The organism is Actinophytocola sp. (assembly GCF_036002505.1).
Taxonomy (GTDB): domain Bacteria; phylum Actinomycetota; class Actinomycetes; order Mycobacteriales; family Pseudonocardiaceae; genus DASYTH01.
Genome location: NZ_DASYTH010000240.1, coordinates 1 through 21,390, shown reverse-complemented (window position 1 = coordinate 21,390; position 21,390 = coordinate 1). Strand labels below are relative to the sequence as shown.

Below are 21,390 nucleotides of genomic sequence, written 5' to 3'. Positions count from 1 at the left end.
AAAGTAGCCCGGACCGAAATCATCGGCCCGGGCAACTCAAACCCTGGAACTATCCGGCGGGAGCGACGGTGAGTTTGAAAGCGGCGGTGACGTCGGGGTGCAGCCGCACGGTGATCTCGTGGCTGCCCACCGCCTTGATATGGCCGGGCAGCTCCACCACCCGCTTGTCCAGCGCCGGGCCGCCGGCCGAACGCACGGCCTGCACCACGTCGGCGGTGGTGACCGAGCCGAACAGCTTGCCGGAGCCGGGCGCCGCCTTGGCCTTCAGCGTCACCTTGAGACCCTCGAGCATGCCCTTGATCTCCTTGGCGTGGTCGAGGTCGCGGACCCGCCGGGCGTCCTGCGCCCGCCGGATCGTCTGCACCTGCTTCTCCGCGCCCTTGGACGCCTTGATCGCCAGGCCGCGAGGCAGCAGGTAGTTGCGGCCGTAGCCGTCCTTGACCTCGACGACGTCGCCGGGACCGCCGAGACCGCTCACGTCAGCGGTGAGGATGAGCTTCACGTTCTCGCTCCTGTCGGGCTCAGCGGGCGGTCGAGGTGTACGGCAGCAGCGCCATCTCACGCGCGTTCTTCACCGCGACGGCGACGTCGCGCTGGTGCTGGCTGCAATTGCCGGTCACCCGGCGGGCCCGGATCTTGCCGCGGTCGGAGATGTACTTCCGGAGCAGCGTGGTGTCCTTGTAGTCGATCAGCTGCGCGTCCTTGCCCTTGCAGAACACGCAGATCTTCTTCTTCGGCTTGCGAATGGGTGGCTTGGCCACGGTGACAACTCCTGTGAAATGTCAGTGGGAAGATCAGAACGGGGGCTCGTCGGCGTACCCGCCGGAGCCGGCCGGCGGCGCGGAACCCCACGGGTCGTCCGCCGGCGCGGACGGACCGCCGGCGCCGTACCCGCCGCTGCCGCTGCCGCGGCTGACCTTGTTGACCTTGGCGGTGGCGTACCGCAGCGAGGGGCCAATCTCATCCACGTCGAGCTCGACGACGGTGCGCTTCTCGCCCTCGCGGGTCTCGAAGGAGCGCTGCTTGAGCCGGCCGTTCACGATCACGCGGGCGCCCCGGGTGAGCGACTCGGCCACGTTCTCCGCGGCCTGCCGCCAGATGTTGCAGCGCAGGAACAGCGCCTCGCCGTCCTTCCACTCGCCGCTGGCGCGGTCGAAGGTGCGGGGGGTCGAGGCGACGGTGAAGCTCGCCACCGCCGCTCCGGACGGGGTGAAGCGCAGCTCGGGATCGGCGGTCAGGTTGCCGATCACGGTCACGGTGGTGTCACCAGCCATCGGGGTGCCTCCTTGGTTCAGGCTCCGGCAGGGTCGCGCCGCAGGACCTTAGTCCGCAGCACCGACTCCTGTAGCGAGAGCTGGCGGTCGAGCTCCTTGACCGCGTCCGGGTCGGCGTTGACGTCGAGCACCGCGTAGATGCCCTCGGCGTGCTTGTTGATCTCGAACGCGAGCCGGCGCTTGCCCCACACGTCGACCTTCTCCACGTTGCCCCCGGAGGTCCGGATGACGTTCAGGAAGGTCTCCAGTGACGGCGCGACCGTACGCTCATCGAGAGTGGGATCGAGGATGACCATGACCTCGTAATGACGCATGAAGACCACTCACCTCCTGTGGACTCGGCGGCCACGGACTCTCCGTGGCAGGAGGGGTCGTTCGCGGCGAGTCTAGCTCAGGCCGCCGGCGCCCGGCGCAGCACCCAGGTGCGGACCAGCGCCGCGGTCACTCCGGCCAGGGCGAACACCGCCAGCAGCACCGGCAGCGCGATCTTCGTGCCGCTCGGCGGGCGCAACGCCTCGGCGTTGCCGGCCACCTGGACGCCGTCCTGGCCCGCGCTGCCGAGGATGCCGAACTGCGGGGTGTAGCCGGACACCGCGCCGCCGTAGCGGACCCCGGGCGACGGGGCGAACAGGCCCGCCCGGGCGTACGGGATGCCGCTGTAGTCGGTCATCGGTGAGCGGCCGCCGGGCCAGAGGAACTGGCTGAGGTCGTCGGCGGACATGCCGCCGAGCACGGGCTGGTTGGGCAGCAGCGGAGAGGAGCCGCCGGAGCTGGAGCCGCCACCGGGGCTCGAACCACCGCTGCCGCCGCCGGGCTTGCTGGTCCCCGGCTGGGTGCCACCGCCGCCGGCACCGGGCACCAGCTGGCTCTCGGCCTGGTTCGCGGCGTCGGCGAGCTGCTCCGCACCGCTCTGCACGGGAGCCGCCACCGCGTTCACCCCCGTCACGGTCACCCCACAGAGCGACGTCAAGCTCGAGCGGATGGCGTCAGCGAACAGGAGACCGAGTAGGGGCAGCTTGGCGATGACGCTGGTGGCAATGGCAGCACCTGAGATGAAGCCGGTGCCGGTGGGCAACACACCGATCGGGATCGGTGGCAATGCCGAGAGGGCGCTCTTCACTCCGGGCCAAATCAGCCCCAATGGGTCCACCGCCTTGACCGCGGAGACCACCGGGGAGAGCACGGCGCTGGGGCTCAGCGACACCGGCTGGCCCGGCGCGCCCTGCACGGAGGTGGCGCAGCTGCCGATGACGATGGGTGCCGGTGCGGCGGCGGCGCTTCCGGAGAGCCACAGGGTGGCGGACAGGGCGAAGGTGAGTGCCACCGCGCCCGCGGACACCCTCACGCGCCGTCGCATGCTCATCCCTCCGGGTAGGTACTGACCAGTAGGTCCCGTGTGAAAAACGACGGTAGCTCGATACGGTGACGCTGGCCAGGCTTATTGACCCGTTCGGACTAGCAATCGACGAGCGGAGCGGAACCGAACCACCACCGACTACGCTGGTTTCCTATGAGCATCGGCGCCCACATCCACGCCGAGGACGTTCTCGGCGGCGCCCTCGAGCGTAAGGCCGACGTGGTGCAGTTCTTCCTGGGCGACCCGCAGAGCTGGAAGGCGCCCAAACCGCACCCGCAGGCCGACGCGCTGCAGGAGGCCGGCCTGACCGTCTACGTGCACTCCCCCTACCCGGTCAACATCGCCTCCACCAACAACCGGATCCGGATCCCGTCCCGCAAGACGGTGACCCAGCACGCCGAGGTGGCCGCGAAGATCGGGGCCGCCGGGCTGATCGTCCACGGCGGCCACGTGACCAGGGGCGAGGATCCGGCCGAGGGCCTGGTCAACTGGCGCAAGTTCTTCGAGCGGCAGGCCACCGAGGGCGGCTTCCCGTTACCGATCCTGATCGAGAACACCGCGGGCGGGGACAACGCCATGGCCCGCGCCTTCGACATGCTGGCGCGGCTCTGGGACGAGGTGGCCGAGTTCGGCGCGGGCTTCTGCCTGGACACCTGCCACGCGTTCGCCGCGGGCGAGGACCTGGACGGCATCGTGGACCGGATCATGGCCATCACCGGGCGGATCGACCTGGTGCACCTGAACAGCTCCCGGGACGAGTTCGGCTCCTGGCGCGACCGGCACGCCAACATCGAGGCCGGCACCATCGCCGCCGAGCAGCTGGTGGCCGTGGTCGAGGCCGCGGGCGCACCGGTCGTGGTGGAGACCCCGGCCGGGGGGCAGGCCGGGGACATCGCGTTCCTGAGAGCGGCGCTGGGGCGGTGATGGCCGACTCGGCGGTGCCCAGGATCAGCCAGTCAGGGACGGCGGACAGGACGGAGAGCGCCTTGCCCGAACCGGCCGCCGCGCCCCGTCCCGAGCGCACCGCCGGCCGGGCCGCGCGGCTGGGCCGCACCGCCCTCGCCGTGCTGGTGCTGCTCTGCGGCGTGACCATGGTGCTCGGGTTCATCAACAAGGACCGGTGCGCCGGGCCCGGCTTCGACGACCGGGGCCGCAGCGTCAGCGGGCTGGACTTCGAGGTCCGCAACAAGAAGGACGTCTGCTACTCCGACATCCAGTACCTGTGGCTCGGCCGGGACATCGACAAGCACGTCTTCCCCTACATCCACGGGCGGATGGCCGCGGACGGCAGCCTGGTCGGCGGCGTGGTCGAGTACCCGGTGCTCACCGGCGTGCTGATGTGGTTCGCCGCCCTGTTCGCCGGCAACGACGCGCAGTTCCTGCTCGCCTCGGCCATCCTGCTGGCGCCGTTCGGCCTGTTCACCGCGTGGCTGCTGGGCAAGCTCTCCCGCTGGCGCGCGCTGATCTGGGCGATCGGCCCGCCACTGGTGCTCTACGCGTTCCACAACTGGGAGCTGCCGGTGGTGGCCTGCGCGGTCGCCGCGGTGTACGTGGTGCACCGCGGGTGGGGCCGGCTCGGCGCGGACCGGCCGCTGCTCGAGCGGGCCACGATGGCCGCGGTGCTGCTCGGCGTGGGCTTCGCGTTCAAGCTCTACCCGGCGATCTTCGTGCTGCCGCTGATGCTGTACGTGGGCACCGGCGGCCGCGGCGGGCAGGAGCTGCCCCGCGGCCGGCCCCGGGTCGTCGGGGTGGTGCAGGTGGCCGGCTCGGCGCTGCTGACCGCGGTCCTGATCAACGTGCCGTTCGCGGTGGCCGGGTTCCAGGGGTGGAAGGCGTCCTTCCTGTTCCAATGGGAGCGCAAGGCGGACATCACCACGAACTCCATCTGGTTCTGGGGGCTGCGGCCGGACTCCAACCCGGACAACCCCGCGGTGCAGCAATGGATCAGCCTGCTGTCGATGACCTCGATCCTGGCCTCGTTCATGATCGCCTGCATGCTCGGCTGGGCGCGCTACCAGCGGGAGCGGACCTACCCCTGGGTCGCCGTGTCCGCGGCGATGCTGTGCGGCTTCCTGTTGCTGCACAAGGTTCACTCGCCGCAGTACACGCTGTGGCTGGTGCCGATGTTCGTGCTGCTGCGGATCCGGTGGGGCTGGATCGCGGCCTACTTCATCGCCGACGCGGCCATGGGCATCGGGATCTTCCGCTGGTACTACGAGATCGGCTGGGGCAAGCACGGCGGCATCTTCGACGGGCTCGCCGCGCAGGCCGTGATGGTCGGCGTGTGGGGCCGGGCGGCGCTGCTGGCCGCGCTGTTCTTCGCATTCCTCCATGCGCGGTCCACCGTGGACGATGAGCTCGCCGCGCCCGAACCGGACCCGCTGCGGTCGGGCACATGACCACGGCCGGCTATTCGGGCAAGCCGCTGACCGTCAAGCTGGGCATCAAGCAGAGCTCGCGGGTGCTGCTCGCCGGCGCGCCGGCCGGGTTCATTCTCGACTGTCCACATCAGACGCGGGCCGGGCGGGAGCCCTACGACGTGGTGCTCATGTTCTGCCCAACGCTGGCGGATCTGCGCCGCGGCTGGGCGAAAGCGGTGGAGCGGACCGTGGTCAACGGGGCGCTGTGGATCGCCTGGCCGAAGAAGTCCTCCGGGGTGCGCACCGATCTGACCGAGGATGTCGTGCGCGCGCACGCGCTGGCGAACGGGCTGGTGGACGTGAAGGTGGTCGCGGTGGACACGATCTGGTCAGGTCTGAAGCTCGTCCGCCGGCTCGCCGACCGCTGAGCGCCGCTGTTTTTCCGTGTTCAACGTGAAACGACAGGTGGGGGGTGGGCCCGCGCCCCCTTGCCTCCCGCAGGGGGGCGGGGGCGGGCATCCTCAGCGCCGTCGAGCACCCCGCCGGCCGGGTCGTCGTCGCCGGCCACCCGGACCCGGTCCCGCGCCGGGCGGTAGATCTCGTAGATCACCAGCGCGCACAGCGCGAGCACGGCCAGGTCGCGGACCACCACGGCGCCGAGGAACCAGTCGATCGGCAAGCCCTTCTTCGCGTTGGCCGGATCGACACCCAGGTAGAACATCATCCGCGGCGCCCACAGCAGCGCGTCGATGGTCATCCAGGCCAGCAGCGGTTTCCACCGCGGCACGGCCAGCACCGCCAGCGGCACCAGCCACAGCGAGTACTGCGGGCTCCACACCTTGTTCGTCAGCAGGAACGCCGCCACCACAAGGAAACTGAGCTGCGCCAGGCGTGGCCGCATCGGCGCGTGCAGCGCCACGAAACCGATTCCCAGGCAGCAGGCGATGAACAGCGCCGCGGTCACCGCGTTCAGCGTGGTCGGCGTCTGCTGGAAGTCCAGTGGTCCGTCGAACCCCTGCCAGCCGGTCCACTGGCTGATCGCGTTGTAGATCGTGTCCGGGTCGACCCCGCGCAAGCTGTTGCGGCGGAAGAACTCCCACCAGCCTTCGCGGTAGGTCCACCAGATCGGCAGGTTCACCGCCACCCACGTGAGCGCCGCGCTGATCGTCGCGGACCGCCAGGCCGCCAACCGACCCGCCCGGAAACACAGCAGCAGCAACGGAAACAGCAGGAACAGCGGGTACAGCTTGGCCGCCCCGCCGATGCCCAGCAGCACCCCGGCGAGTGCCGGCCGCCGTCGCGCCCAGGCCAGGATGCCGGCCGCCGCGCAGGCCGTGGCCAGGGTGTCGAAGTTGGTGAACGCGTGCACCGCCACCAGCGGGGAGACCGCCACCAGCGCCGCATCCCACATCCGGCGGCGCGCCGTCCTGGCCACCGCCCACACCGTGACGAGCCAGGCCAGCGCCAGCCAGAACGCGGAGATGTCGAAGTACATCACCACCGGCAGCGCGGTCGGCATCCACGACGAGCCGTCGGCCAGCCGCACCCAGCCCTGCGCCAGCTTGGCGTTGACCCACTGGAACATCCCGGTCAGCACCGGGTACTCCATGTACCGGTCGTGCGCGGTGGGCTTGCCCTCGTCGTCGATCCACTTGGTGCGGTACGGGAAACCGCCCTGGTTCAGCCGCTCTGCCGAGTACAGCGGGATGATGTCCGAGTAGCACATCGCGCTGAACGCCCGGTTTGACCGCCAGTCCAGCTCCAGGACCTTGGCATCCTGGTTGTAGTACTGCTGGGCGCAGGCCGCCTTGCCGAACCAGCCCAGCGCCAGCATCGCCACCGCCAGCAGGAGGCACACCCGCAGCGGCGTCCAGAACCAGTGCCGGCCGATCACCGCGTGCCGCCCGAGAGGCCCGCCGAACGGCGCGCTCGCCCCGGCCGCCAGCGGCTCGGTCCACGTCGGCACCACCCGATCCGCCGCCGTCAGCGAGTCGGTGTCCTCGATCCCGCTGGTTGGCGGCGAGCCGGCTTCCTCGACCCGCTCGGGGTTCTCCTCGCGCGCCGCGGGCGTCTCGTCTGGCACTAGCCCGCCTCCCCGGAATTTCGATGCGGTGGGCGCGTTCCAGCCGGCGGTGCGGTTGCCGGGTGGACCGTGGCTGGGTGCCGTCACGGTCCCCTGAGGTGCGGTTGGCTGGTCGGCGCGTGCTGTGCCGCGATGATTTCAGACCCGCCACTAGCCGCCGGTGCCGCCTGGGCCGAAGCCACCGGTGACGGTGGGGACCGTCGGTCGCGGGAACCGTTGCGTGGTGGTCGTGGTGGTCGGCGTCGGCGGGTCGGTGGGCCGGCCGCGGTCCCTGGTCGTCGTGGTGGTCGTCGGCTGGCCGGGTCCGGACGGCGGCGAGCTGGCCGAGGTGGAGAACTGCGATCCCTCCTTGCCGATCGCCTCGTACAGGCCGAAGTTCTCCTTCGGCAGCTTGAACGTCTTGTGGTAGTTGTTCATGAACGTCTGCCAGATCTTGCCGGGCACCTTGGCACCGAAGATGTCGCCGCCCTTGGCGTCGTTGATCGCCTCGCCGTTCGCCCCGCTCAGTGACACCGCGGTGGAGAGCTGCGGGGTGTAGCCGACCATCCAGGCCTTCGCGTTGTTCCCGGTGTCGCCGAGCTGGTGGGTTCCGGTCTTGCCGGCGCACAGCCGCCCGTCCGCGCACGGGATCTTCGAGTAGCCGGGTACCGGAAGCAGCGCCTCGGTGACGTTCCGGGCGATCTTCTCGTTCTGCTTCGCGTCGCTGTCGAAGGCCTGCTTCTCGTCGGCCGACGCCTGCCAGTACACCGAGCCGTCCGGGTTGAGCACCTTGGCCACCAGGTGCGGCGAGCGGTACATGCCGCGGGCGGCGAACGTGGCGTAGGCCGAGGCCATGTCGACGGTGCTCACCTGGGTCTGGCCACCACCGATGGAGATGTTGGAATCCTGCGCGGCCGGGGCGAGCGGTTCGGTGATGCCCGCCTCCTTCGCCGCGTCGGCCACCTTCTGCGGGCCGCCGGGGCGCAGCGTGTTCGTCACGATGTTGTAGAAGATGGTGTTCAGGGACTGCTTCATGGCATCCGCGACGGTGCACATCTTGCAGGTCGGATTGCTGGCGTTGGCCACCGGCTTGGACCGGCCGGGGAACGTGTTCACCGAGACGTCGTACTCCTCGCCCAGGCCCTTGCCGGTCTTGAGCAGCGCCACGAGGTCGAACGGTTTGAACGACGAGCCCGGCTCCTGCGGAGCGTCCGCCCAGTTCGTGCCGACGCCGTCCGCGCCGCCGTAGTACGCCTTGATCTCGCCGGTCTTGGGGTCCACCGCGACCAGTGCCGGGCGGAGGTTCTGCGGCTGGCCCTTCATCACCTGGTTGACCGCGTCCTCGGCGAGCGACTGGGCCTGCGGGTCGATCGTGGTCTGGATGGTGAACCCGCCGCGCTGGACGTCGTCGTCGGACAGCCCGGCCTTCTCCTGGAGCTCGTTGAACACCGCTCGCTGGATCTGGCCGCGCGGGCCGGTCAGCGCCTTGGTCTTGGTCTGCTCGTAGGGCACCGGCGCGGGGAACTGCTCGGCCTTGCGCTCGGCGGCCGGCAGCCAGCCGTTGGAGACCAGCTGGTCCATCACGTAGTTCCAGCGCCGCTGCATGTAGGTGAGGTCCTTGAACTTGCCCGGCCCCTGGATCATGCCGGCCAGCAGCGCCGCCTGCGACTGGTTGAGGTTCTTGAACTCCGCGCCGAAATAGGCCTTGGACGCCGCGGCGATGCCGTAGGCGCTGCGCCCGAGGTAGATCGTGTTCAGGTAGGCCGTGATGATCTGCTCCTTGGAGAAGGTGCGGTTCATCTTGTAGGCCTTGACCACCTCGACCGCCTTGCGGATGGGCGACTTCTGGTCGTTGCCGGTGGCCACCTTGATGTACTGCTGGGTGATCGTGGAGCCGCCGCCGGAGCCGCCGGAGAGCTGGTTCCAGCCGGCCCGCATGACGCCGCTGATGTCGAACCCGGCGTTGGTCATGAACGTGTTGTCCTCGGCCGCGAACACCGCGTTGAGCACCTTGGGCGCCGCCCGGAGCTCCTCCCAGGTCACGAACGTCCGGTTGGCCCCCTCGGGGACGATCTTGGTCAGCTCGTCCCCGTTGGCGTACTTCATGGTCACGACCTGGTCCGCGCCGGTCCGGACGTCCTCCGGCGACGGCACGGCGACGAACTGGTAAGTGATGAGGAAGGCGAGCACCGGCCCGACGATCATCAGGACCAGGAACACGTACATGGTGCGCCGGACCCGACGCCAGATCTTCTTCCGGCGGCGCCGGCGCTCCTCCTCGGTGAGCGGCCGGTCCTCGTCCTCGAGGAGGTCGCCGTCCTCGTCGTAGTCCGGGTCGCGGTGGGTGAGCAGGTCCGGCTCCCGGCGGGTCCCCCCCGGGGTCGCCGGCAGCAGCTCGGTCGGGTCGTTGGAGTTGTCCCGCGGCACCCGCGGGTATCCCGGGCCGCGGCCCGGCAGCGCCACGGTGGGCGCGTTCGGCCCGCCCGGCCGGCGGATCGCCTGGGTGGGCTGCGGGACGTGCTGGGTCCGGGCGGCGCCGCCGCCGTTGCCGGATCTGCCGTTGGCCCGGGCGGCCGGCCGCGGGGCCGGCGCCTCGTCGTCCTCATCCCAGAGCGGGCTCCAGAAACCGGTGCGCTCCTGCGACTCCTCGGAGCGCGGCCACCTGGCGCCGTCCGGGTCGTCCCCGGTCGGCCAGGCGGGCTCGCCCCGGCGATGCCGCGTATCGCGGTGGTCGTTCACAAACAGGCCTTCCAGTGCAACGGCAACGGGTGCGGCGTACGGAGCTGGGCGATGACGTGCGTCAGGCTCACTCCGCGGCCGTCCTCCTACGTGGCTTCCGGGTGTCCAGTCCACCCGTCCCCAGGACGTATGACTGCACCAGGTGGTTCCAGCTGCAGGTGCGGCATACCTCGACGACGTAGACGGTGAACTCCTCGTACTGCGCCGCCATGCGGACCAGCTCCTCCGGCGCCCGCGCGGACCCGGCGGAGTGCTTGAGCTCGTCCCCGTACACCCAGGACACCCGGGTGAGCGGTTCCTTGCGGCACACCGGGCAGGTCACGTCGCTCGGCTGACCGTGGAATTTGGCGGCACGCAGCAGGTACGGCCCGGCGTCGCACACCTCCATGGTGCCGACGCGGCCCGCGTAGACGTCCGCGAGCAGCGCACGGCGCTGCAGCGCGTAGTCGACTACCTGCCGCTGGGTTTGCACGAGAGACAGACTACGCGGCGCCGTTACCACGTCGAGACACCGTTCGGCCGACAGGACACGCCGGTCGAAGTGATCAACGCCACTGTGGGTGCCGTGGATGTATCGGAGCGATATAGTGAGCCGGTAGATCATAGATACCCATGGACGGGGGTGCCGATGCTCGAGTTCGCGATCCTCGGGCTCCTGCACGAGGCCCCGATGCATGGCTATGAGCTGCGCAAACGGCTCTACGAGATGCTCGGCACGCTGCGCGCGTTCTCCTACGGCTCGCTGTATCCGACGCTGCGCCGGCTGCTGCGCGCGGGCCTCATCGTCGAGGAACTTCCAGAGGCCGACACCGACGACCGTTCGGCGCGCAGTTGGGGCCGCCGGGCGAAAAGGGTCTACAAGCTGACTGCGGAGGGTAAGGAGCGGTTCGCCGCGCTCCTGGCCGACACCGGCCCGCAGACGTGGGACGACGAGGGGTTCGGCGTCCACATGGCGTTCTTCTCCCGGACACCGGCCGAGATCAGGATGCGGATCCTGGAAGGCCGCCGGCGCCGGGTCGAGGAACGCCGGGAGGGTCTGCGCGCGGCGATGGCGCGGGCCGGCGAGCAGATCGACCGCTACACCCGGGAGCTGCACCGGCTCGGGCTGGAGACCAGCGAGCGGGAGGTGCGATGGCTCAACGAGCTGATCGCGGAGGAACAGCGCCAGCAACGAGGCGGCACCCCCAACTGAGAACCGCGGCCCGGGGCCGCGGAGCATCGAGTTAAGGAGAAAGCGGATGGGCGAGACTGTTCGGGTAGCCGTCGTCGGGGTCGGGAACTGCGCGGCGTCGCTCGTGCAGGGTGTGCACTACTACCGTGACGCCGATCCCGCCGCCCGCGTCCCCGGCCTCATGCACGTGCGGTTCGGCCAGTACCACGTGGGGGACATCGAGTTCGTCGCGGCGTTCGACGTGGACGCCAAGAAGGTCGGCCGGGATCTGTCCGAGGCCATCGTGGCCAGCGAGAACAACACGATCAAGATCTGTGACGTGCCGCCGCTCGGGGTGACCGTGCAGCGCGGGCCCACGTTCGACGGGCTCGGCGAGTACTACCGCGAAATGATCGACGAGTCCGACGACGAACCCGTCGACGTGGTCGCCGCCCTGCGTGAGTCCGGCGCGCACGTGCTGGTGTCCTACCTCCCGGTGGGCTCGGAGGACGCGGACCGGTTCTACGCGCAGTGCGCCATCGACGCCGGGGTGGCGTTCGTCAACGCGCTGCCGGTGTTCATCGCCTCCGATCCGGTGTGGGCGGCCAAGTTCACCGAGGCCGGCGTGCCGATCGTCGGCGACGACATCAAGTCCCAGGTCGGCGCCACCATCACGCACCGGGTGCTGGCCAAGCTCTTCGAGGACCGCGGTGTCGAACTGCTGCGCACCTACCAGCTCAACTTCGGCGGCAACATGGACTTCATGAACATGCTGGAGCGCAAACGGCTCCAGTCCAAGAAGATCTCCAAAACCCAGTCGGTCACCTCCCAGATCTCGCACGAGATGGAGCGCGCGTCCATCCACATCGGACCGTCCGACCACGTCCCCTGGCTCGACGACCGCAAATGGGCCTACGTCCGCCTCGAAGGCAGGACCTTCGGCGACGTCCCCCTCAACCTCGAATACAAACTCGAGGTCTGGGACTCCCCCAACTCCGCCGGCGTGATCATCGATGCCGTCCGCGCCGCCAAGATCGCCCTCGACCGCGGCATCGGCGGCCCCCTCCTGTCGGCGTCCTCCTACTTCATGAAGTCCCCACCCGAGCAGTACTCCGACCCCACAGCCCACGAAGCCGTGGAGAAGTTCATCCGCGGCGACGCCGAACGCTAACCCGAAGTTGCGAATGATCAACTGTTTGCGCATCAGGTTTGAGCTGGGCAGGCGATCTCGGGCGGCGCGGGGAAAGCGTCCTTGGTCACCCTGGGCGTGAGGAAGGACGCGTTCGCCACGCTCGGCCCACGGCCGACGAACAGGCGCGTCCTGTAGCCAGCAGCACCATCGCTCCTGGCTACAGCAACCGGCTTGATCGACACGTTTTCACAGGTGAACCACCGAAGATCTACGCAGAGCCACAGCAACTTCGGGCTAACCACGCAGCAGGCAGAAGGGGTGGCCGGCGGGGTCGGCGAAGATCCGCCAGCCGCGCGTGTCGTCCAGCAGCGTGGCGCCGAGGTCGAGTACTTGGCGCTGCGCTGCGTCGAGGTCCGGCACCTTCAGGTCGAGGTGGAACTGTTGCGGGTGTTCGGGGTCCGGCCAGCGTGGCGGCTGGTGGTCTTTGGCGCGCTGGAAGGCGAGCACCAGGCCGGCGTCGGTGTGCAGGGTCGACCAGTCGTCGTCGACCGACCAGCGCCGGTCTGGCCGGTCGATCTCGCCGCCGAGCAGTGCCTGGTAGAACCGGGCGAGCACGTGGACGTCGGGGCAGTCCAGGACGATGCATTCCAACCGCGCGATCATGAGGCGGCCACTCGGGCGTCGTAGTCGGCGCGCGCCTGGTCGATCTCGTCGCTGTGCTCGAAGGCCCAGGACAGGAGCTGGCAGATGGTGCCGAGCAGGGTTCGGCCCATCGGGGTGAGCTCGTAGTCGACGCGGGGCGGGACGACCGGGTGGACGGTTCGCCGCACCAGGCCGTCGCGTTCGAGGGCGCGCAGGGTGGCGGTGAGCATGCGCTGGCTGATGCCGTCGATGCCGTTGCGGAGCTCGGTGAACCGCTTGGTTCCGGTGCCGAGCTGGTGGATGACGGCGATCGACCACTTGTCGCCGACCCGGTCGAGAATCTGCCGGGCCTTGCAGGCCTTGTGCCTCATTGGTTCCTCGAGGGTTACCGAGGCAGGAAAAGGTGCCTTCTTCCGCACCCGTCCATGGTTACAGATGATGGGGTCAGTTACCAATGGGAACCATGGAGGGGAACCGATGACCACCCAGGAGCTGGTCGCTGACGAAACCTTTGCCGTGCCGGCAGGTGTGGAGCGGCTGCGCCGGGCCGCCGCCGCGCTCGCCGACCGCAACCTCACCCCGCACATCGTGGACACGGTTGCCGACGCCCGGCACCTGGTGCGTGAGCTGTTGCCGCGGGACAAGGAGATCTTCACCGCGAACGGCGAGACGCTGCGGCTGTCCGGAATCGCCGAGGACGTCAACGGGTCCGGCGAGTTCCGCTCGGTCCGCAAGGGTCTGCCCGACCTCGCCCACGACTTCCAGGCCCAGATCAGGGCCGGCGCGGCGCCGGACGTGGTGGTGGGGAGCGTGCACGCGGTGACCGAGGACGGATTGATGCTCGCGGCGTCGGCCAGCGGCAGCCAGCTCGCCTCGTATGCCGCGGGGGCGGGCCAGGCGATCTGGGTCGTGGGGAGCCAGAAGGTGGTGCCGGACCTGGACACGGCACTGCGGCGGATCCGGACCTACAGCCTGCCGCGCGAGTACGAGCGGATCCGGCCGCAGGGGTTCGCGTCCTTCATCGGCAAGATCCTGATCATCGAGCGCGAAGCGTTCCCCGGCCGCGGCACGGTGGTCCTGGTGCGCGAGCCGATCGGGTTCTAGGCGCCGCCGAGTCGGAATTCGTCATCCGTTCACCCCGATGTCGTCTTCGCCTGGCTTGGCTTCTCTTAACGTCGGCGCGTTCCCCCAGACTCCAGGAGGCGCCCGGTGTCCACCGCTGACCAGCCCGGCCGGTTGTTACCGCTGATCCCCGCCCACCCGAACGGCCGTTCACCCATGACGTGCCGGTACCGCTGCGGCAATGCCTGCGCCCACGACGCACCGAACACGTCGGACAACGTCTACTTCGGGGATGTGGTCAGCGGCATCATCAGCCGCCGGGGCATTCTCCGGACCGGAGCGGTGCTGGCCGTCGCGGGGGCCGGTGCCGCGGCGCTGGGCGGCACGGTCGCGGCCGCCGAGCCCGACGGCGCCGGGCCCGGTCACCAGCGCGGCCCGCGCGGCGTGAACTTCACCCCGGTCGCACCAAACGTCGAGGACCGGGTGGTCATCCCGGAGGGCTACGAGCAGAGCGTGGTGATCCGCTGGGGTGACCCGGTGCTGCCCGGCGCACCCGCGTTCGACTTCGCCAACCAGACCGCCGCGGCCCAGGCCAAGCAGTTCGGCTTCAACAACGACTACTGCGGCATGGTTCCGCTGCGCGGCGGGCGGATGCTGATGATCAGCAACCACGAGTACACCACCGAGCCGATGCTGTTCGCCGGCTACGACCCGGCCAACCCGACCGAGGACCAGGTCCGGATCGCCTGGGCGGCGCATGGCATGTCGGTCGTGGTGGTCGAGCAGGAACGCCGCGGCGGCCTGCGCCCGGTCGTCGACCGGCACTACAACCGCCGGATCACCGTGACCTCACCGTTCACCGTGCGTGGCCCGGCCGCCGGCACCGACCTGCTGAAGACCTCGGCCGACCCGACCGGGCGGACCGTCCTCGGCACGCTGAACAACTGTTCCGGCAGCGTCACGCCGTGGGGCACGATCCTGTCCGGCGAGGAGAACTTCAACCAGTACTTCGGCAACGCCGGGTTGGTCACCGATCCGGTGCTGAAGGCGCGGCTGACCCGCTACGGCATCACCGGCGCGGGCAGCGAGCGCAAGTGGGAGCGGTTCGACCGCCGCTTCGACGTCTCGCTCGAGCCGAACGAGACCAACCGGTTCGGCTGGGTCGTCGAGCTCGACCCGTACACCCCGGACGAGGCGCCGGTGAAGCACACGGCGCTCGGCCGGTTCAAGCACGAGGCCGCCACCATCCAGGTGGCGCGGGACGGCCGGGTGGTCGCGTATCTGGGCGATGACGAGCGGTTCGACTACATGTACAAGTTCGTCTCCGACGAGCGCATGCGGCACGGCGACGGGCGGCGGGCGCGCGAGCACAACAAGCGGCTGCTCGACTCGGGCACGCTCTACGTCGCCACGTTCACCGGGGACAGTCCCGCGAGCGAGATCACCGGCACCGGCGCGCTCCCGTCGGACGGTGGGTTCGACGGCACCGGGCAGTGGATTCCGTTGGCGCACAACAACACCTCGTTCGTGCCGGGGTTCAGCGCGACCGACGTGTACGTGTTCACCCGGCTCGCCGCGGACGCGGTCGGCGCCACCAAGATGGACCGCCCTGAGGACGTCCAGCCCAACCCGAAGACCGGGCGCATCTACGCGGCGCTGACCAACAACACCAACCGCGGCGCCGGCACGAACCCGCCGGCCGACGAGGCCAACCCGCGCAACGTCAACCGGCACGGGCACATCCTCGAGCTGGAGGAGAGCCGCGGCGACCACACCGGCACCACGTTCGCCTGGCGCCTGCTGCTGGTCTGCGGTGACCCGGCCGCGGCCGACACCTACTTCGGCGGGTTCGACAAGACGAAGGTCAGCCCCATCTCCTGCCCGGACAATGTGGCCTTCGACCGTTGGGGCAACCTGTGGATCGCCACCGACGGCAACGCGCTGCGGTCCAATGACGGGCTGTTCGCGGTGCCGCTAGAAGGCACCGAGCGCGGGCACGTCAAGCAGTTCCTCACCGTGCCGTTCGCCGCGGAGACCTGCGGACCGGTGATCGAGGACCGGTTCGTGCTGGTCTCGGTGCAGCACCCGGGCGAGGGCGGCACGATCGCGGCGCCGACCTCGCACTGGCCGGACGGTGGCACCAACCAGCCACGGCCGGCGGTGCTCGCGGTCTTCCGGCCCACCCGGTGGGGCCCCGGTCTGATCGGCGAGTGACTAGGACGCAAGCAGGCGGCGGGTGACCGCGCTCGCCGCCGCCTGCACCTTCGCCCGCTCCACCTTCGTCGGCTCGCCGTCCGCGACGACCTGCTCGCCGGCCACCCAGACGTCGCGCACCGTCCGGGAACCGGCCGCCCAGACCAGGTTCGCCAGCAACTGCTCGTCCGGTACGTCCACTCCGCCGACGAACGCCGGGTCGTCCACGTCGACGTGCACCAGGTCGGCCCAGCGCCCGGGCTCGAGCGCGCCGATGTCGTTGCGCCCCAACGATTCCGCGCTTCCGCGGGTGGCCATCAGCAAAACGTCGGCGGCGCCGAGAGCAGTTGAGTCCATTGTGGACAGCCGGGCGAGCAGGGCGGCCAGCCGCATGTCCTCCCAGAGGTCGAGGTCGTCGTTGCTGGCCGGACCGTCGGTGCCCAGCCCCACCCGGACACCGGCCGTGCGCAGGTCGACCAGGCGAGCCGTGCCCGAGGCCAGCTTCGCGTTGGAGCCCGGGCAGTGCGCCACGCTCACCCCGGCCCGGGCGAACGTCTGAATGTCCGCATCGGACAGGTGGATCGCGTGCGCGGCCAGCACCCGGCCGCCCAGCAGGCCGACCTCCTCGAGCATGGCCGGCACCGAGCCGTACCGCTCGCGCTGCGTGGCGTCCTCGCCGGCGGCCTCGGCGACGTGGATGTGCACCAGCGCGTCCCGGGCCCGGGCCGCCTCACCGACCAGGGTCAGCGCTTCGGGCGGAAGCGTGTACGCCGAGTGCGGGCCGTAACCGACCTCGATCCGGTCGTCCGGCCCGTGCCGCAGCCCGTCCGTGTCGATCCAGGCGTTGATGCCCTCGATCATGGCGCGCCAGTCCCAGCCGGGCGCGTCGATGACCGCCATGGTGGCCACCAACCGGGCACCGGAGGCCAGCACCGCGGCCTCGAGCTGCTCGCCGTGGAAGTACATCTCGGTGCTGGTGGTCACACCGGCGCGGAGCATCTCCACCGAGCCGAGCAGCATGCCGGCCTCGATGTCCGCCGGGGTCAGCCGCGCCTCCGCCGGCCAGATCACCTCGTGCAGCCAGCGCAGCAGCGGCAGGTCGCCACCCATCCCGCGGAGCACCGTCATCGGGCTGTGCGCGTGCGCGTTCACCAAGCCCGGCAACAGGATCCCGGTGCGGTCGACGACCCGGCCGGGGCTCTCCGGGGCGTCCGAAGCCGGACCGCAGTAGGAGATCCGGCCGTGCACGTCGACGTCGACCACCGCGTCGCGGAGCACCGGGCAGGCCGGGTCGCAGGGCAGAACCACCGGAGCACGCAAGCGAAACGGCGACCGCATGCGCCGATCCTGCCAGCGACCCGGTCAGCTGCGGAACACCGGCCGGCTGGCGTCCTCGGCGGCCGGCACGTAGTCCTCGGCGGCGTGCTCGACCCGCACGGCCGCGGCGTCGAACGAGTGCAGCACGGCCCGGTTCAGCTCGACCACCGCGCGGTCGAACCAGAGCGTGCGCTCGGAGGAGGTGTCCAGGCCGAGCTGGGTGGCGATCATCCGGGCCAGCCCGTAGGCGTTCTCGTCGGCCAGCACGTCCTCGCCGATGGCGCGGCAGATGTAGACCCCGTTGAACGGCGCGGCCGGATAGTGGATGCCGCCGATGGACAGCCGCCAGTTGCTGATCACCGGTACGGCGTGCCAGCGCAGCCCGAGGCCGGCGAACCAGGGCAGCTCCGGGTGGGCGAGCGGGACCTCCAGCACCGCGTCCCGGGGCAGCGGGTGCAGCGTGATCCCGTCGTCCGGGGTCTCCACCACGAGCGGCAGCACGTCGAACATGCCGCGGCCGTTCGGCGGCCGCCAGCCCAGCCGGCACACCCCGATGGTGAAGTCGACGTAGCGCCGGTCGCCGAGCACCGACTCCACCCCGCCCCCGCCGCCCTGTAGGCGGCCGTGGCGAGGGGCCCGCCCCCAACCTCCGGCCTCCTCCGGCTCGCGGTAGCCGGCGTAGCGCACCAGCTGGTCGTTGCGGATGCGCGGACCCGGCCGCCACGGCGTGTCCGGCGCGAACACGCTCACCATCGGGCTGACCCGGCCGTCCCCGGTGGCCACCCGCAGGTGGTGCGCGCACTCGGCGGCCACCGCCGCGGCGTCCCGCACGTCCCGCAGGTCGCGCACCAGCAGCTCGCGCCAGGACACGTCGGCCGGGCACCAGCCGCTCTCCCGCAACGCCATCCGGGCGCCGAACGCGAGCTCCGCCGGGGTGTGCCGGTAGGTGCCGGTGGCGGCCACCTCCGCGCGCACCTTGGCCAGCCTCGCCTCCACCTGCCCGGCCCGCGGTCGGGCCTGGTGGAACATCCGGATGAACTTCTCCGCCTCGGCAAAGATCGCCGGAACCGGTGAGCCCGTTCTGGTGGAAAGCGGCAGGACGTCATCGCGCAGTGCGGTCACGTGACAGATATCGGTACCGGGCCGGTTGACCTCAACTACCTGGTCGTGTGGCGTGTCGCTGGGTATGTCTACTCAGAGTCACGCCGTTCGAAGACCAGGTCCCGGCTGGTTCGCCCAGCCTGCTCAGCGCGCCCCTCGAACTTGGTGACGGAACGCCATTCGGGCCGCGGCGCCCATTCCGGGTACCGGTTGCGCAGCGCCGGCTCGGCTTGACACACGGCCAGCATCTGCTCGGCGTAGTGCTCCCAGTCGGTGGCCAGCCGGAGCAGCCCGCCGGCCGCCAGCCGGCTCGCCACCAGCGCCACGAAACCGGGCTGGATCAGCCGCCGCTTGTGGTGCCGGGTCTTCGGCCACGGGTCCGGGAAGAAGATCCGCACCTCGGCCAGCGACCCGGGCGCGATGTGCTGGTCCAGCAACGCGACGGCATCCCCGCGCAGAAGTCGGAGGTTCGCCAGCTCCAGCTCCTCGGCCCGCATCAGGAGCTGGGCCAGGCCCGGCTGGTACACCTCCACGGCCAGATAGTTGACCTCGGGTGCGGCCGCGGCCAGCCGGGCGGTGGTCTCCCCCATCCCGGAGCCGATCTCCAGCACCACCGGTGCGGGCCGGCCGAACCAGGCGTCCAGGTCCGCCGGCCCGGGCGGCAGGTCGCCCAGCTCGCGGCCGAGCCGACCCCAGCCACGGGCCCACGCCCGCGCCTGCCCGGCGGTCATCCGGCGGCCACGGTGCACGAAGCTCGGCACGTGCGGGAACGTCTGGTGTTCGGTCACAGTCACCCCGTGATGCTAAGGCGACCAGACAGACCCCGGTGCCCAGCCAGGCGCAGGTCGCGCAGCGACCGAGCAAATCAACCCGGGCGCAGCGACTCGAACCTGGCCAGGTTCGCCCGCAGGTCGGCCAGGCCTGCCACGGTGATCGGCTGCGGCGCGGCGTCGCCGGCGTGCACGGCCACGATGTCGATCCAGCCCGGGTGCCGGTCGGTCAGCATCAGGGTGGTCGGCACGCCGGGCACCTTCAGCGCACGCTCGGAGGGCATGTACTCCCAGAAGCCCGAGTCGCCCACGGCCGCCCACGGCACGAACACCCAGCCCGGCCGGCTGGCCAGCAGTTTCGCCACCCGGTCCTCGACGGAGAAGCCCTCGGCCCGTGAGCGGATGGAGCTGGCCGCGAGGGCCCGTAACCACCAGGGCGCGGGCAGGTCCGGGTCCTGCTCCCGGGCGGCCAGGTAGAACGCCAGCACGTGCTGCTCGGGCGCACGGTGCACCCAGGCCGCACGGGCGTCCGCCGGGCTCGTCGCGCGTTCGCCGCCCCACTGCTCGATGGCCTGCGACCACTCCAGGCCGATCGTGGGTTCGACGCGCAACTCCTTCACGCTCGGATGCGTTTCCTCCGGGGAGGCGATGTCTGCGGGCGGGCTGGTGTCAGCCACCGTCAAGGGTCAACCTCCAAGGCGAGTTCGCCGACGGTCACCTCGATCTGACAGCCTGGTGAGCTCGCATGTCCGCATGGTGTGGCAAAGCTCACACTAACTTAACGTGGTCTTTACCCCCTGGTCTGCTGTACAAAACACGATCCCGCGGAGGGTTTGCTCACAAACGGGCCGGACCCGGGCCACCCCCCGATCGGTGGCCCGGGTCCGTTTTCCCCTCGGTCCCGTCCAGCCGGCGCCCCGTACGCACCGACCCCCGGGTTTTCCTGTGGTGAGTTACGCGTCGCGCTTGTTGGCCGCGACCATCGCGGTGATCAGGAAGACCAGCGCGATACCGGCGAAGTAGGCCAGCGCCCACCAGGGGCTCAGCGACGAGGCCGACGGCACCGGCCCCTCCTCGATGGGCCGGCCGGTGATGTCCGGGTTGCCGGTGAGGAACCGGTTCGCCACGTAGAACGGCATCCACTTCTGGATGTCGTCGCCGACCTTGGGGATCAGCGAGACGAGGCTCTCCACCAGCTGGGTGTAGATCAGCAGCAGCGAGATCGCGCCGGCGGAGTGCCGGACCAGCGACCCGACCGAGACCGCGATCACCGCCGCGATGGCGTAGACCAGCCCGACGCCGGCCACCTCGCGCCACTCGAACGCGGTGTTGATCGCCAGGTCCGCGTTCGGCCGGATCAGCTTGGAGATGGCCACCGAGCCGAACGAGGCGACCAGCCCGATCATCCCGGCGAACAGCGCCACCACGCTGGTTTTGGCCAGCAGCACGGAGTTCCGGTTCGGGATGGCCTGGAAGGTGGCCCGGATGGTGCTGAACCGGTACTCGGTGGTGATCGCCAGCGCCGCCATCACCATGACCACGACCAGCCCGAAGTTGTAACCGAACTGGGTGCTGGCGATGGTCACCGGGTTCTCGTTGTCCACGCCGGCGATCAGCGCGGCGAACCCGATGGTGACGCCCAGGGCGACCAGCGTGCACCACAGCGGCGAGCGCGTGGTGAACAGCTTGATTCGTTCAACGGCAAGCAGAGTCATGTCGTTCACTTCCCAGAGGTGACGAGGTCGGGCTGGTGGCCGTTGCCGGAGCTGACGCCGGCGGCGTGGTACTCGACGGAGTCACCCGTGAGCTGGATGAAGGCTTCCTCGAGCGAGCCGCGCTGCGGGCTCAGCTCGTGCAGCACGGCGCCGGTGGCCGCGGCCAGCTCGCCGATCTCGGCAATGTCCATTCCGGACACGACCAGGCTGTCGCCGTCGTCGCGGACGTGCACGCCGTGCCGGCCGAGCGCCGAGCGGAGCTGGCCCAGCTGCGGGCTGCGCACCAGCACCGAGCTCTCGGTGGCCTGTGCCACGAACTCCTCGGTGCTGCTCTGCGCGATCAGCCGCCCGCGGCCGATCACGATCAGCTCCTGAGCGGTGAGCGCCATCTCGGAGAGCAGGTGGCTGGAGACGAACACGGTGCGGCCCTCGTCGGCCAGCCGGTGCATGAACTTGCGGATCCAGAGGATGCCTTCGGGGTCGAGGCCGTTGACCGGCTCGTCGAACAGCAGCACC

The 21,390-nt window shown here is 70.2% G+C and carries 22 protein-coding genes and 1 pseudogene; 7 read left to right on the top strand and 16 right to left on the bottom strand.

Annotation, left to right across the window (positions count from 1 at the left end; genetic code table 11):
• Window positions 1-49: 49 nt before the first annotated feature.
• From rplI to VGR06_RS21725, 5 genes are all read right to left on the bottom strand, one after another.
• Window positions 50-502, bottom strand: a complete 453-nt coding sequence (gene rplI, locus VGR06_RS21745) for a 50S ribosomal protein L9 (protein ID WP_327560959.1) — start codon at window positions 500-502, stop codon at window positions 50-52.
• Window positions 503-521: 19 nt separating this feature from the next.
• The gene (gene rpsR / locus VGR06_RS21740) at window positions 522-761 is read right to left on the bottom strand and encodes a 30S ribosomal protein S18 (RefSeq protein WP_325160327.1); all 240 of its coding nucleotides are present in this window, start codon (window positions 759-761) and stop codon (window positions 522-524) included.
• A 33-nt stretch (window positions 762-794) separates the two neighbouring features.
• Window positions 795-1,274 carry a single-stranded DNA-binding protein gene (locus VGR06_RS21735; protein WP_327560958.1) on the bottom strand — a complete coding sequence of 160 codons (480 nt, stop codon included), beginning with the start codon at window positions 1,272-1,274 and terminating at the stop codon, window positions 795-797.
• Between the two features lie 17 nt (window positions 1,275-1,291).
• Complete coding sequence (rpsF, locus tag VGR06_RS21730) at window positions 1,292-1,588, bottom strand: 30S ribosomal protein S6 (RefSeq protein WP_327560957.1); 297 nt, start codon at window positions 1,586-1,588, stop codon at window positions 1,292-1,294.
• A 77-nt stretch (window positions 1,589-1,665) separates the two neighbouring features.
• Complete coding sequence (locus VGR06_RS21725) at window positions 1,666-2,631, bottom strand: hypothetical protein (RefSeq protein WP_327560956.1); 966 nt, start codon at window positions 2,629-2,631, stop codon at window positions 1,666-1,668.
• Between the two features lie 153 nt (window positions 2,632-2,784).
• On the opposite strand from VGR06_RS21725, the gene VGR06_RS21720 reads away from it, so the two are divergent.
• The 3 genes from VGR06_RS21720 (at window position 2,785) to VGR06_RS21710 (ending at window position 5,419) form a co-directional block, all read left to right on the top strand.
• On the top strand, window positions 2,785-3,555 hold the full coding sequence (locus tag VGR06_RS21720) for a deoxyribonuclease IV (protein WP_327560955.1): 771 nt from the start codon (window positions 2,785-2,787) through the stop codon (window positions 3,553-3,555).
• Between the two features lie 62 nt (window positions 3,556-3,617).
• Window positions 3,618-5,030, top strand: a complete 1,413-nt coding sequence (locus tag VGR06_RS21715; RefSeq protein ID WP_327560954.1) for a hypothetical protein — start codon at window positions 3,618-3,620, stop codon at window positions 5,028-5,030.
• The gene (locus tag VGR06_RS21710) at window positions 5,027-5,419 is read left to right on the top strand and encodes a DUF3052 domain-containing protein (protein ID WP_327560953.1); all 393 of its coding nucleotides are present in this window, start codon (window positions 5,027-5,029) and stop codon (window positions 5,417-5,419) included. The genes VGR06_RS21715 and VGR06_RS21710 overlap by 4 nt, the downstream gene beginning before the upstream one ends.
• 20 nt (window positions 5,420-5,439) lie before the next feature.
• Here VGR06_RS21710 and VGR06_RS21705 read toward each other — a convergent pair whose 3' ends face one another.
• The 3 genes from VGR06_RS21705 to VGR06_RS21695 all read right to left on the bottom strand — a co-directional run bounded on the left by VGR06_RS21705 (window position 5,440) and on the right by VGR06_RS21695 (window position 10,264).
• Window positions 5,440-6,996 carry a glycosyltransferase family 87 protein gene (locus VGR06_RS21705; protein ID WP_327560978.1) on the bottom strand — a complete coding sequence of 519 codons (1,557 nt, stop codon included), beginning with the start codon at window positions 6,994-6,996 and terminating at the stop codon, window positions 5,440-5,442.
• Window positions 6,997-7,224: 228 nt separating this feature from the next.
• On the bottom strand, window positions 7,225-9,792 hold the full coding sequence (locus VGR06_RS21700; RefSeq protein WP_327560952.1) for a transglycosylase domain-containing protein: 2,568 nt from the start codon (window positions 9,790-9,792) through the stop codon (window positions 7,225-7,227).
• A 67-nt stretch (window positions 9,793-9,859) separates the two neighbouring features.
• Window positions 9,860-10,264 carry a DUF5318 domain-containing protein gene (locus tag VGR06_RS21695; RefSeq protein ID WP_327560951.1) on the bottom strand — a complete coding sequence of 135 codons (405 nt, stop codon included), beginning with the start codon at window positions 10,262-10,264 and terminating at the stop codon, window positions 9,860-9,862.
• Window positions 10,265-10,420: 156 nt separating this feature from the next.
• On the opposite strand from VGR06_RS21695, the gene VGR06_RS21690 reads away from it, so the two are divergent.
• Together VGR06_RS21690 and VGR06_RS21685 are read left to right on the top strand one after the other, a co-directional pair.
• Window positions 10,421-10,984 carry a PadR family transcriptional regulator gene (locus tag VGR06_RS21690; RefSeq protein WP_327560950.1) on the top strand — a complete coding sequence of 188 codons (564 nt, stop codon included), beginning with the start codon at window positions 10,421-10,423 and terminating at the stop codon, window positions 10,982-10,984.
• Window positions 10,985-11,030: 46 nt separating this feature from the next.
• Window positions 11,031-12,113 carry an inositol-3-phosphate synthase gene (locus tag VGR06_RS21685; protein ID WP_327560949.1) on the top strand — a complete coding sequence of 361 codons (1,083 nt, stop codon included), beginning with the start codon at window positions 11,031-11,033 and terminating at the stop codon, window positions 12,111-12,113.
• Window positions 12,114-12,368: 255 nt separating this feature from the next.
• Here VGR06_RS21685 and VGR06_RS21680 read toward each other — a convergent pair whose 3' ends face one another.
• Window positions 12,369-12,737 (bottom strand): VOC family protein, encoded by a 369-nt coding sequence (locus VGR06_RS21680; protein WP_327560948.1) that lies wholly within the window; start codon window positions 12,735-12,737, stop codon window positions 12,369-12,371.
• Complete coding sequence (locus VGR06_RS21675) at window positions 12,734-13,087, bottom strand: helix-turn-helix domain-containing protein (protein WP_327560947.1); 354 nt, start codon at window positions 13,085-13,087, stop codon at window positions 12,734-12,736. The genes VGR06_RS21680 and VGR06_RS21675 overlap by 4 nt, the downstream gene beginning before the upstream one ends.
• A gap of 106 nt (window positions 13,088-13,193) precedes the next feature.
• On the opposite strand from VGR06_RS21675, the gene VGR06_RS21670 reads away from it, so the two are divergent.
• Window positions 13,194-13,820 carry an LUD domain-containing protein gene (locus VGR06_RS21670; protein ID WP_327560946.1) on the top strand — a complete coding sequence of 209 codons (627 nt, stop codon included), beginning with the start codon at window positions 13,194-13,196 and terminating at the stop codon, window positions 13,818-13,820.
• A 174-nt stretch (window positions 13,821-13,994) separates the two neighbouring features.
• Window positions 13,995-15,992 carry a PhoX family phosphatase gene (locus VGR06_RS21665; protein ID WP_327560977.1) on the top strand — a complete coding sequence of 666 codons (1,998 nt, stop codon included), beginning with the start codon at window positions 13,995-13,997 and terminating at the stop codon, window positions 15,990-15,992.
• On the opposite strand, the gene VGR06_RS21660 is transcribed toward VGR06_RS21665, so the two are convergent.
• The 6 genes and pseudogenes from VGR06_RS21660 to VGR06_RS21635 form a co-directional block, all read right to left on the bottom strand.
• Window positions 15,993-17,309 (bottom strand): amidohydrolase, encoded by a 1,317-nt coding sequence (locus tag VGR06_RS21660; protein ID WP_327560945.1) that lies wholly within the window; start codon window positions 17,307-17,309, stop codon window positions 15,993-15,995.
• Between the two features lie 24 nt (window positions 17,310-17,333).
• On the bottom strand, window positions 17,334-18,410 hold the full coding sequence (locus VGR06_RS21655) for a nitric oxide synthase oxygenase (protein WP_327560944.1): 1,077 nt from the start codon (window positions 18,408-18,410) through the stop codon (window positions 17,334-17,336).
• 68 nt (window positions 18,411-18,478) lie between these two features.
• Window positions 18,479-19,120 (bottom strand): tRNA (guanosine(46)-N7)-methyltransferase TrmB, encoded by a 642-nt coding sequence (gene trmB / locus VGR06_RS21650; RefSeq protein WP_327560976.1) that lies wholly within the window; start codon window positions 19,118-19,120, stop codon window positions 18,479-18,481.
• 134 nt (window positions 19,121-19,254) lie between these two features.
• Window positions 19,255-19,836, bottom strand: coding sequence for a hypothetical protein (locus VGR06_RS21645; protein ID WP_327560975.1), 582 nt, complete (start codon window positions 19,834-19,836; stop codon window positions 19,255-19,257).
• A gap of 276 nt (window positions 19,837-20,112) precedes the next feature.
• Complete coding sequence (locus VGR06_RS21640) at window positions 20,113-20,874, bottom strand: ABC transporter permease (RefSeq protein WP_327560943.1); 762 nt, start codon at window positions 20,872-20,874, stop codon at window positions 20,113-20,115.
• Between the two features lie 5 nt (window positions 20,875-20,879).
• Window positions 20,880-21,390, bottom strand: a pseudogene (locus VGR06_RS21635) (ABC transporter ATP-binding protein); the annotation flags it as partial.

Excerpts from the sequence above, each read along its gene's own strand:
- VGR06_RS21735 (WP_327560958.1), bottom strand. The coding sequence starts at position 1,274 with ATGGCTGGTGACACCACCGTGACCGTGATCGGCAACCTGACCGCCGAT.
- rpsF (WP_327560957.1), bottom strand. The coding sequence starts at position 1,588 with ATGCGTCATTACGAGGTCATGGTCATCCTCGATCCCACTCTCGATGAG.
- VGR06_RS21725 (WP_327560956.1), bottom strand. The coding sequence starts at position 2,631 with ATGCGACGGCGCGTGAGGGTGTCCGCGGGCGCGGTGGCACTCACCTTC.
- VGR06_RS21720 (WP_327560955.1), top strand. The coding sequence starts at position 2,785 with ATGAGCATCGGCGCCCACATCCACGCCGAGGACGTTCTCGGCGGCGCC.
- VGR06_RS21710 (WP_327560953.1), top strand. The coding sequence starts at position 5,027 with ATGACCACGGCCGGCTATTCGGGCAAGCCGCTGACCGTCAAGCTGGGC.
- VGR06_RS21690 (WP_327560950.1), top strand. The coding sequence starts at position 10,421 with ATGCTCGAGTTCGCGATCCTCGGGCTCCTGCACGAGGCCCCGATGCAT.
- VGR06_RS21685 (WP_327560949.1), top strand. The coding sequence starts at position 11,031 with ATGGGCGAGACTGTTCGGGTAGCCGTCGTCGGGGTCGGGAACTGCGCG.
- VGR06_RS21680 (WP_327560948.1), bottom strand. The coding sequence starts at position 12,737 with ATGATCGCGCGGTTGGAATGCATCGTCCTGGACTGCCCCGACGTCCAC.
- VGR06_RS21675 (WP_327560947.1), bottom strand. The coding sequence starts at position 13,087 with ATGAGGCACAAGGCCTGCAAGGCCCGGCAGATTCTCGACCGGGTCGGC.
- VGR06_RS21670 (WP_327560946.1), top strand. The coding sequence starts at position 13,194 with ATGACCACCCAGGAGCTGGTCGCTGACGAAACCTTTGCCGTGCCGGCA.
- VGR06_RS21665 (WP_327560977.1), top strand. The coding sequence starts at position 13,995 with ATGACGTGCCGGTACCGCTGCGGCAATGCCTGCGCCCACGACGCACCG.
- VGR06_RS21660 (WP_327560945.1), bottom strand. The coding sequence starts at position 17,309 with ATGCGGTCGCCGTTTCGCTTGCGTGCTCCGGTGGTTCTGCCCTGCGAC.
- trmB (WP_327560976.1), bottom strand. The coding sequence starts at position 19,120 with ATGACCGCCGGGCAGGCGCGGGCGTGGGCCCGTGGCTGGGGTCGGCTC.
- VGR06_RS21640 (WP_327560943.1), bottom strand. The coding sequence starts at position 20,874 with ATGACTCTGCTTGCCGTTGAACGAATCAAGCTGTTCACCACGCGCTCG.